At 72.5% G+C, this 9,252-nt stretch carries 11 protein-coding genes and 1 pseudogene; 3 read left to right on the top strand and 9 right to left on the bottom strand.

Features of this window, described 5'->3' with window-relative positions; all coding sequences use genetic code 11:
• The first annotated feature begins 20 nt into the window (after positions 1 to 20).
• The 3 genes and pseudogenes from BLU82_RS05080 to BLU82_RS35495 all read left to right on the top strand — a co-directional run bounded on the left by BLU82_RS05080 (position 21) and on the right by BLU82_RS35495 (position 2,138).
• Positions 21 to 791, top strand: coding sequence for an ABC transporter ATP-binding protein (locus BLU82_RS05080; RefSeq protein WP_092616468.1), 771 nt, complete (start codon positions 21 to 23; stop codon positions 789 to 791).
• Positions 788 to 1,414, top strand: a pseudogene (locus BLU82_RS35500) (ABC transporter permease); the annotation flags it as partial. The gene BLU82_RS05080 and the pseudogene BLU82_RS35500, both read left to right, overlap by 4 nt.
• Positions 1,401 to 2,138, top strand: coding sequence for a MerR family transcriptional regulator (locus BLU82_RS35495; RefSeq protein ID WP_092616465.1), 738 nt, complete (start codon positions 1,401 to 1,403; stop codon positions 2,136 to 2,138). The pseudogene BLU82_RS35500 and the gene BLU82_RS35495, both read left to right, overlap by 14 nt.
• Here the strand turns inward: BLU82_RS35495 and BLU82_RS05065 are convergent.
• The 9 genes from BLU82_RS05065 to BLU82_RS05025 form a co-directional block, all read right to left on the bottom strand.
• A complete protein-coding gene (locus tag BLU82_RS05065; RefSeq protein WP_092616462.1) occupies positions 2,119 to 2,757 on the bottom strand; it encodes a LysE family translocator in 639 nt (212 codons plus the stop codon). The genes BLU82_RS35495 and BLU82_RS05065 overlap by 20 nt on opposite strands.
• 412 nt (positions 2,758 to 3,169) lie before the next feature.
• Positions 3,170 to 4,198: a ketol-acid reductoisomerase gene (ilvC, locus tag BLU82_RS05060; RefSeq protein ID WP_092616459.1), complete on the bottom strand. Its 1,029-nt coding sequence runs from the start codon at positions 4,196 to 4,198 to the stop codon at positions 3,170 to 3,172.
• Between the two features lie 28 nt (positions 4,199 to 4,226).
• Positions 4,227 to 4,751 carry an acetolactate synthase small subunit gene (gene ilvN, locus BLU82_RS05055; RefSeq protein ID WP_069114596.1) on the bottom strand — a complete coding sequence of 175 codons (525 nt, stop codon included), beginning with the start codon at positions 4,749 to 4,751 and terminating at the stop codon, positions 4,227 to 4,229.
• On the bottom strand, positions 4,751 to 6,523 hold the full coding sequence (locus BLU82_RS05050) for an acetolactate synthase large subunit (RefSeq protein WP_092616456.1): 1,773 nt from the start codon (positions 6,521 to 6,523) through the stop codon (positions 4,751 to 4,753). The genes ilvN and BLU82_RS05050 overlap by 1 nt, the downstream gene beginning before the upstream one ends.
• Before the next feature lie 300 nt (positions 6,524 to 6,823).
• The gene (locus BLU82_RS05045; protein ID WP_092616453.1) at positions 6,824 to 7,396 is read right to left on the bottom strand and encodes a hypothetical protein; all 573 of its coding nucleotides are present in this window, start codon (positions 7,394 to 7,396) and stop codon (positions 6,824 to 6,826) included.
• Positions 7,393 to 8,286: a DUF6286 domain-containing protein gene (locus BLU82_RS05040; RefSeq protein WP_092616450.1), complete on the bottom strand. Its 894-nt coding sequence runs from the start codon at positions 8,284 to 8,286 to the stop codon at positions 7,393 to 7,395. Before BLU82_RS05040 ends, BLU82_RS05045 begins: the two co-directional genes overlap by 4 nt.
• Position 8,287: 1 nt before the next feature.
• Positions 8,288 to 8,467: a hypothetical protein gene (locus tag BLU82_RS05035; protein ID WP_092616447.1), complete on the bottom strand. Its 180-nt coding sequence runs from the start codon at positions 8,465 to 8,467 to the stop codon at positions 8,288 to 8,290.
• Positions 8,464 to 8,790, bottom strand: coding sequence for an Asp23/Gls24 family envelope stress response protein (locus tag BLU82_RS05030; RefSeq protein WP_092625461.1), 327 nt, complete (start codon positions 8,788 to 8,790; stop codon positions 8,464 to 8,466). The genes BLU82_RS05035 and BLU82_RS05030 overlap by 4 nt, the downstream gene beginning before the upstream one ends.
• Positions 8,791 to 8,795: 5 nt before the next feature.
• Positions 8,796 to 9,224 (bottom strand): Asp23/Gls24 family envelope stress response protein, encoded by a 429-nt coding sequence (locus tag BLU82_RS05025; protein ID WP_197683025.1) that lies wholly within the window; start codon positions 9,222 to 9,224, stop codon positions 8,796 to 8,798.
• Positions 9,225 to 9,252: the final 28 nt, after the last annotated feature.

Below are 9,252 nucleotides of genomic sequence, written 5' to 3'. Positions count from 1 at the left end.
AACCCTCCATCCTGGCGCCCATGGAGACCGAGACCATCATTCACGTGCGCGGTCTGCGCAAGTCGTACGGAGAGCTCGACGTGCTGCGCGGCGTCGACTTCGACGTCGCGCGGGGCAGCATCGTCGCCCTGCTCGGCTCCAACGGAGCGGGCAAGACGACGGTCGTGCGGATCCTCGCGACGCTCCTGAAGGCCGACGCGGGGACGGCGTCCGTCAACGGCGCCGACGTCGCCGCCGAACCGGCCAAGGTGCGCGAGTCGTTCAGCCTCACCGGGCAGTTCGCCGCCGTCGACGAGATCCTCACCGGCCGCGAGAACCTCGTGCTCGTCGCCCGGCTGCGGCACCTCGACGACCCCGGCGGCATCGCCGACGGCCTGCTCGAGCGCTTCTCGCTGACCGAGGCGGGCGGGCGGAAGGCCGCCACCTACTCCGGTGGCATGCGCCGCCGGCTGGACATCGCGATGAGCCTCATCGGGAACCCACCGGTGATCTTCCTGGACGAGCCCACCACCGGGCTGGACCCCGAGGCACGACTCGAGGTGTGGCAGACGGTCGAGGAGCTGGCCGGGCGCGGCACGACGGTGCTGCTGACCACGCAGTACCTGGACGAGGCCGAACGCCTCGCCGACCGCATCGCGATCCTCCACCAGGGCCGCATCATCGCCGACGGCACGCTCGACGAGCTCAAGAAGCTGCTGCCGCCCGCCAAGGCCGAGTACGTCGAGAAGCAGCCAACGCTGGAGGAGATCTTCCTCGCGATCATCGGCACGAAGCACGAGGAGCCAGCATGAGCACGTACTTCTTCGCCGACACCGCCGTCCTCACCGGACGGACCCTGCGCCACGTCACCCGCAGCCTCGACACCATCATCACCACCGCGATCATGCCGATCGCGATGATGCTGCTGTTCGTCTACGTGTTCGGCGGCGCGATCGAGACCGGCACCGACTCCTACGTGACGTACCTGCTGCCCGGCATCCTGCTCATCACCGTCGCCTCCGGCATCTCCTACACGGCTTTCCGGCTGTTCACGGATATGAAGGGCGGCATCTTCGAGCGCTTCCAGTCGATGCCGATCGCCCGCTCCGGCGTGCTGTGGGCACACGTGCTGACCTCGCTGGTCGCGAACCTCATCTCGCTGGTCATCGTCGTGGGCGTCGCGCTGCTCATGGGCTTCCGGTCCAGCGCCGGGGTGGCGGCCTGGCTCGGCGTCGCCGGCATCCTGCTGCTGTTCACGCTGGCGCTGACGTGGATCGCCGTCATCCCCGGCCTGACGGCGTCGTCGATCGAGGGGGCGAGCGCGTTCTCGTACCCGCTGATCTTCCTGCCGTTCCTCAGCTCGGCATTCGTGCCCACCGACACGATGCCCACCCCGGTCGAGTGGTTCGCCGAGAACCAGCCTGTCACGTCACTACCACCGCATCGGGCTGCTGCCCGAGCCCGGGCGCGACCGCTCCGGCTACCGGGTCTACGACGCCGCGGCGGTCGTCCGGCTGATCCGCATCCACACCCTGGCCGCGGCCGGCGTGCCGCTGGCCCGGGTGCAGCAGCTCCTCGACGCCGGCCCGGACGAGTTCGCCGACGGCGTCGAGGAGATCGACAAGGAACTGCGCGCGGAGATCCGGCGGCTGCAGGGCACCCGCAAGCGGCTCGCCCGGCTCGCCGCCGGGGACCACCTGGCGCTCCCGCAGAGCGTCGTCGGCTACCTCGACCGCGTGCGCGATCTCGGCGTCGACGAGCAGTACATCGAGCTGGAGCGCGACGCCTGGATCCTGGTCGCCGCCCAGATGCCGGACCTGATCGACGCCATCATCGCGAAGAAACACGAGGACCTCGACGACCCCGACATGGTGAAGCTCTACGGCCTCATCAGCGGGGCGCTCGACTGGCCGGACGACGATCCCCGGGCCGTCGAGGTCATCGACGTCCTGGAGCGCCTGATGATCCGTGCCGAGGAGGCCGGCGAGGCGGGCGACGACGACGGCATCGACGACCGCTTCGTCGAGCTGATGGACACGGCGTTCCTCGAGACCTCGCCGAACGCCCGGCGACTGCTCACGTTGCTGGAGGAGCGCGGCTGGAAGGGGTGGACGCGGGTCGAGCGGGTCGCGCCAGGCGCTAGTCGTGCCGGCCGGTGACGGCGACCCGTGCGCCCAGCCCGATCATCGCGACGCCGCCGACGGCGCTGAAGTGGCCCAGCCGGCCCGGCGACCGCGCGAACCAGTCGCGCGCCGAGCCGGCGCCGATGGCCCAGCAGCTGTCCATGAGGAACGCCATGACCGTGAACACCGCGCCGAACAGCAGCATCTGCACGCTCGCGGCCGCGCCGGCGGGGTCGACGAACTGCGGGAGGACGGCCGCGAAGAACACGATGACCTTGGGGTTCGTCAGCCCGACGACGAACGCCTCGCGCGCGGCACGGCGCGCGCTGGTGAGCCGGACCGCCCCGGCCGCGGTGTCGGCGAAGGAACGACGGTGCCGGATGGCCTGCACGCCGAGGTACACGAGGTACGCGGCGCCGACGAACTTGATGACGGTGAAGACGACGATGGACCGCTCGACGATCGCGCCGAGGCCGAACGCCACGGCCAGCGCCTGCAGGAACGCGCCGACGGAGTTGCCGGCCGCCGACGCGAGGCCGCCGCGACGGCCCAGCACCAGCGCCCGGCCGACGGTGAACAGCACGCTCGGCCCAGGAATGGCGATGAGGATGAACGAGCTGACGACGAACGCCAGCAGGTGTGCGGTCGAGATCATGTCCGTCTCCTCGCCGAGATGCCGTCGGTTCCCTCAGAGTGCCGGTGCGCCTGTGTGCCTGTGTGTAGGTGAGCCGGTGTAGGTGAGCCGGTGTAGGTGAGCCGGTGTAGGTGAGCCGGTGTAGGTGAGCCGGTGTGTAGGTGCCAGTGTGCCGGTGTGTGAGCGCGCCGTCGACTGTCGGTGCTTGCCCGTAGTGTGAGGCCCACCCGGCCGGGAGGGGTCCCACCCTCCTGGGTGGGCGGCCCACTCTCCTGGGCAGGGCGCCCGCCGCGCAGCACCTCCGGCACGCCCGCCACCCAGCACGCCCACCGCGCGGCACGCCTGCCACCAAACACCCGCCACGCAGGGCGGGGCCGGCCCGGCGGGGAGCCCTCACGCAGGTGCTCCCCGCCGGCGGGTCGAACGGGCCGCGTCAGCGCGCGGCCGTGCCCTCGGTGTAGTCGTCGTCGCTGGACTTGACCCAGGACATCAGCTTGCGCAGTTCGCGGCCGGTGGCCTCGATCGGGTGCGCCTCGCCCTCGGCGCGGAGCCGCTTGAACTCCGGCGCGCCGGCGTCCTGGTCGGCGATGAAGCCGGCCGCCCACGAGCCGTCCTGGATGGCCGTCAGCGCCTGCTGCATGCGCTGCTTCACCGACGCGTCGATGACCTTCGGGCCCGTGGTGTAGTCGCCGTACTCGGCGGTGTCGGACACGCTCCAGCGCTGCTTGGCGATGCCGCCCTCGTACATGAGGTCGACGATCAGCTTGAGCTCGTGCAGCACCTCGAAGTACGCGACCTCGGGCTGGTAGCCGGCCTCGGTCATGACCTCGAACCCGGCCTGCACCAGGTGCGACACACCGCCGCAGAGCACCGTCTGCTCGCCGAACAGGTCGGTCTCGGTCTCTTCGGCGAACGTCGTCCTGATGCCGCCGGCCCGCAGGCCGCCGATGCCCTTGGCGTACGCGAGCGCAAGCGCCCAGGCCGAGCCGGACGCGTCCTGCTCGACAGCGACCAGCACCGGCACGCCGCGGCCGTCGGCGAACTCGCGCCGCACCAAGTGGCCCGGGCCCTTCGGCGCGACCATGGCGACGTCGACGTTGGCCGGCGGCTTGATGTAGCCGAACCGGATGTTGAAGCCGTGGCCGAAGAAGAGCGCGTCGCCCTCCTGCAGGTTGGGCTCGACGTCGTTGGCGTAGATGTGGCGCTGCACGTGGTCGGGCGCCAGGATCATGATGAGGTCGGCCTCGGCGGCGGCCTCGGCGGGCGTCACGACGCGCAGGCCCTCGGCCTCGGCCTTGGCCCGGCTCTTCGAGCCCTCCTGCAGGCCGACGCGGACGTCCACGCCGGAGTCGCGCAGGCTCAGCGCGTGCGCGTGGCCCTGGCTTCCATAGCCGATGACGGCGACGACCCGCCCCTGGATCACCGAGAGGTCGGCGTCGTCGTCGTAGTACATCTCTGCCACGAGGGCTTCTCCTTCTATCTCTGGGGTTCTATGCAACGCGGTCGACGGGGCGCAGCGCGCGGTCGGTGATGGAGCGCGATCCGCGCCCCACCGCCACCACACCGGACTGCACGAGCTCACGGATACCGTACGGTTCCAGCACCTTGAGCAGCGCGCTCAGCTTGTCCGACGAGCCGGTCGCCTCGATGGTCACCGCGTCGGCGGCCACGTCGACGACCTTCGCCCGGAACAGCTCGACCGTCTGCAGCACGTGCGGCCGGGTCTCGTTGTCCGTGCGCACCTTCACCAGCACCAGTTCGCGCTGGACCGACTGACCGGGGTCGAGCTCGACGATCTTCAGGACGTTGACCAGCTTGTTGAGCTGCTTGGTGACCTGCTCGAGCGGGGAGTCCTCGACGTGGACGACGACCGTCATGCGGGAGACGGACGGATGCTCCGTCGGCCCGACCGCGAGCGAGTCGATGTTGAAGCCGCGGCGCGAGAACAGCGCGGCGATGCGCGCCAGCACACCCGGCTTGTTCTCGACCAGCACCGACAGCGTGTGCTTGCTCATCAGTCGTCGCTCCTGTCCCATTCGGGGGCCATCCCCCGGGCGATCTGGATCTCGTCGTTGCTGGTGCCGGCGGCGACCATGGGCCACACCATGGCGTCGCGGTGGACGCCGAAGTCGACCACGACCGGCCGGTCGTCGACGGCCATGGCCTTCTCGATGGTGGCGTCGACGTCCTCGGCGGTGTCGCAGCGCAGCCCGACGCAGCCGTAGGCCTCGGCCAGCTTGGCGAAGTCGGGGATGCGGCGGCTGCCGAGGTCGGTGTTGGAGTAGCGGCCCTCGTAGAACAGCGTCTGCCACTGCCGGACCATGCCGAGGCTCTCGTTGTTGATGACCGCCACCTTGATCGGGATGCCCTCGATGGCGCAGGTGGCCAGCTCCTGGTTCGTCATCTGGAAGCAGCCGTCGCCGTCGATGGCCCAGACGGTGGCGTCGGGCCGGCCGGCCTTCGCGCCCATGGCCGCCGGGACGGCGTAGCCCATGGTGCCGGCGCCGCCGGAGTTCAGCCACGTGTTCGGGTTCTCGTAGGAGATGAACTGCGACGCCCACATCTGGTGCTGGCCGACGCCGGCGACGTAGATGGCGTCGCTGCCGACCAGCTTGCCCAGGCGTTCGATGACGTACTGCGGCATGAGCTCGCCGTTCTCGGCCGGCGTGTAGCCGAGCGGGAAGTTCTCGCGCCACTGGTCCAGCTGGCGCCACCAGCCGGTGAGGTCGGCGCGGGTGCCGGCGGCGTACTCGGCCTCGACGGCCGGGATCAGCTCGGTGATGACCTCCTTGCAGTCGCCCACGATCGGGACGTCGGCGACGCGGTTCTTGGAGATCTCGGCGGGGTCGATGTCGGCGTGGATGACGGCGGCGTTCGGCGCGAACGACGACAGCTTCCCCGTGACGCGGTCGTCGAACCGGGCGCCCAGCGCGATCAGCAGGTCGGCCTTCTGCAGCGCCGTGACCGCCGCGACGCCGCCGTGCATGCCCGGCATGCCAAGGTGCTGCTGGTGGCTGTCGGGGAACGCGCCGCGCGCGGTCAGCGTGGTGACGACGGGGAACCCGGTCAGCTCGGCCAACCGGCGCAGCTCCACCCACGCGCGGGCGCGCAGCACGCCGCCGCCGACGTACAGGACCGGGCGCTTCGCCGACGCCATCAGCCGGGCCGCCTCGCGCACCTGCTTGGCGTGCGGACGGGTGACGGGGCGGTAGCCGGGGAGGTCGAGCTCGACCGGCCAGCGGAACGTCGTCATGGCCTGCATGGCGTCCTTGGCGACGTCGACGAGGACCGGCCCGGGCCGCCCCGTGGTGGCGATGTGGAACGCCTCGGCGATGGTGCGCGGGATCTCCGCGGGGTCGGTGACCAGGTAATTGTGCTTGGTGATGGGCATCGAGATGCCACGGATGTCGGCTTCCTGGAACGCGTCGGTGCCGATGGCCGCCGACGCGACCTGGCCGGTGACCGCGACCATCGGGACGGAGTCCATGTGCGCGTCGGCGATGGGCGTGACCAGGTTCGTCGCGCCCGGCCCCGACGTGGCCATGCAGACGCCCGGCTTGCCCGTGGCCAGCGCGTACCCCTCGGCCGCGTGGCCGGCGCCCTGCTCGTGCCGGACCAGGATGTGGCGGATCTGCTGGGAGTCGAACATCGGGTCATACGCAGGGAGAATGGCGCCACCGGGAATGCCGAATACGGTGTCGACGCCGACCGCCTCGAGCGAGCGGATGAGGCTGGCGGCGCCCGTCATCGTCGTCCCGTTGTCCCTGGTGGGCTGTCCCTGCGGCATGGCCGGACCCTTCTGCTATGTGGTCGTGTGTCCGAATCGACGTGTCCCGTGCAACAAAAAACCCCTCCGCCCGGTGAGGGCTGACGAGGGGTAGCGCGTCGGCTGGATCGCCTGACGCGCTAATGAAGTACGAGAATGCCGAAACGCACGAATGCACCGTCCCTCACCCGCAGGGTGCACGTCAAGGCAGATCCCCGGATGTCTCACCATCCGGAATCGGCGTTCAGATGCTGGGCGGGAGGCGCGGTCCCCCGCACCGCGCCTCCCGCCGGTCCTGCGTCGCCCCGGCCGCCCCGGAGCTCACCGCACCCTGGTCCGCCTGGCCCGCCGCCGGCCGCGGACCAGGAGCACCCGGCAGCGCGCCGGCGCCCGCGGCCCGAGGCCGGCGCCGAGGACGGAGGCGGCCCGGTCGGCGGCCTGGGCGACCTCGTCCAGGTCGGCGCCGGGGTCGAGGGCGGCCCGCAGCTCCACGACCACCTCGCGCTGGTCGCGCCAGATCCGGCCGCCACGGGCGGTCACGCCCGGCGTCTCGTCCAGCGGTACCGACGCCGCGTCGATCAGCGCGCCCGAGTCGGCCTCGAGCGCTCCGCGGCGGCCGGTCCCGGGCAGCTTCAGCCGGCCGAGGCTGCGGCGGTGCGCGTGCGCCCGCAGCCACAGCAGGCCAGCCACCAGGAGGAGCAGTCCCAGCAGCCCGACCGCCCACGGCCACCAGCTCTCGTCGGTGCGGCCGAGCAGCGCCGAGACGTCGAGCCGGTCGACGGCGTCCGGGATCCAGTCCAGCTCCCAGGCGGCCGCCGCCGCACCGAGCGCCAGCAACGCCAGCCCCACGACCAGGACGGCGAGCCGCTCGGCCCCCGCCGTCACCCGGTTCACCGCCGCTCCTTCCGCCGGGCGCCCACGCGCACCTTCGGAGTCCGGGCCAGCCGGGCCAGCCGCTCGGTCACGCCCTGCCGCACCTCGGCGGGCGTCTCGGGCTCGCCGTCCGTGAGCACCCGGACGCGGACGCCCCGCCGGCGCGCCCGCGCGCTCGCGTCGAGGACCCCGCCATGACCGGCCGCGCTGTCGACCGTCAGCTCCTCGACCGCGCCGCGCGTGGCGAACACGCCGGTCCGCGCCGCGACGGGCAGCGACCGGCGCGGCCGCGGCCAGAGTGCGGCCAGGACGAGCGCCAGGCCGGCCAGCGCGACGGCGATGCCGGCGGGCACCATCCAGTCCTGCGGCTCCAGCCCGTCCAGCCACTCCAGCAACGGCTCGACCAGCTTCCGCCCGTCGACGACGTCGCCCTGCACCAGCGCGTCGTAGAGGCCGGCGACGCCCAGCGCGACGAGGAGCAGCGCCACCAGCAGCCCGGCCTTGCGAGCGATCCCGGGCGCGGCCGGCCGGCCCGCCGCCGGCAGCGGCTCGGCCTCCGGCGGCGGCCGGTACGGCGCGACCGCCGCCACCCGCACGTCCACGCGGTCGACGGTGAGCCCGGTGAGCTCGCCGACCTCGCGGGCGATGGCGTCGCGGACGGTGGCGGCGAGGTCGGGCAGCGCGCGACCCCCCGGCGCGCTGACCTCGACCTCGACGCGGACATGCCGGCCCAGCACCCGGGCCGAGGCGTGTGGCAGCCGCCGGCGGCCGAGGCGCTCCCACACCGTGGCCTGCTCCGTGCGCCCGGCGACGGCCGCGGCGGCCTGCTCGGCGATCTTGCGGACCACGCGCTCGTGGATGACGAGCCGGCCGCGGGCGTCGGCCTCCGCCGCCTGCACCCCCGTGGTCACGTCACTCCCGGTCCCGGCCGCGCAGGACCGCGGTGACGTCCAACTCGCCGGAGACCTGGCCGGCCACGGCCGCGCCCAGCAGCCCGAGCAGCACCGCGACGACGAACCCCCAGAAGCCGCCCGCCGCCGCGGCCACCCCGAGCAGCAGGCCGGTGAACAGGCCGACGGTCACCGTGTTCATGCGCCACCCCCGCGACCGGCCGGCCCGGGCTCCGCCGGCCCGGCGACGTCGTCGACCACCACGTGCACCTCGCCGGGCACCAGCCGCGCCACCGCCCGCCGGACGGCGTACGCCGTCGCCGGCACCGGCTGACCCCAGTGGACGACCACGTGCACCTCGGCGTTGCCGCCGTCGTCGATGCGGACGCCGGGCACCCGCCGCCCAGCGAGGTGCGTCGCGACCTCGCCGAACAGCCCGCCGTAGAGCCCCGCCACGCCCGGCACCGCGCCCACCGCCGCCGCGACGATCTCGGCCGGGTCGGCGTCCGCCGTCAGCCGCTCCATCGAGATCATTCGACCCGGCTCTCGCGCTGTTCCCCGTCGTCCTCGCCCTCGAGGTAGACGTCGTTGACGGTGACGTTCACCTCGGTGACCTCGAGCCCGGTCATCCGCTCCACCGCGGCGATCACGTTGCGCCGGATGCCGGTCGAGAGGTCCACGACGGACACCCCGTACTCGGCCACGATGTCGATGTCGACGGCCGCCTGCCGCTCGCCCACCTCGACCGAGACGCCCTGCTGGAGGTTCGTGCGCGAGCCCGGGATCCGTTCCCGGATGGCCCCGACCATCCGGGCGGCCCCGCCACCGAGGTCGTGCACGCCCGCGACCTCGCGCGCGGAGATCCCGGCGATCTTCGACACGACGTTGTCGGCGATGGTGGTCCGGCCCATCTCCGTCACCAGTGGACCCTGCCCCGGGTCCTGCCGCTGTTCGCGCATCGCCGCCGTCGCCGCCGTGGCCGCGCCG

Source organism: Jiangella sp. DSM 45060 (assembly GCF_900105175.1).
Classification (GTDB): Bacteria; Actinomycetota; Actinomycetes; order Jiangellales; family Jiangellaceae; genus Jiangella.
This window is presented reverse-complemented; position numbering and strand designations above follow the sequence as displayed.

Excerpts from the sequence above, each read along its gene's own strand:
- BLU82_RS05080 (WP_092616468.1), top strand. The coding sequence starts at position 21 with ATGGAGACCGAGACCATCATTCACGTGCGCGGTCTGCGCAAGTCGTAC.
- BLU82_RS05065 (WP_092616462.1), bottom strand. The coding sequence starts at position 2,757 with ATGATCTCGACCGCACACCTGCTGGCGTTCGTCGTCAGCTCGTTCATC.
- ilvN (WP_069114596.1), bottom strand. The coding sequence starts at position 4,751 with ATGAGCAAGCACACGCTGTCGGTGCTGGTCGAGAACAAGCCGGGTGTG.
- BLU82_RS05050 (WP_092616456.1), bottom strand. The coding sequence starts at position 6,523 with ATGCCGCAGGGACAGCCCACCAGGGACAACGGGACGACGATGACGGGC.
- BLU82_RS05035 (WP_092616447.1), bottom strand. The coding sequence starts at position 8,467 with ATGAACACGGTGACCGTCGGCCTGTTCACCGGCCTGCTGCTCGGGGTG.
- BLU82_RS05030 (WP_092625461.1), bottom strand. The coding sequence starts at position 8,790 with ATGGAGCGGCTGACGGCGGACGCCGACCCGGCCGAGATCGTCGCGGCG.
- BLU82_RS05025 (WP_197683025.1), bottom strand. The coding sequence starts at position 9,224 with ATGCGCGAACAGCGGCAGGACCCGGGGCAGGGTCCACTGGTGACGGAG.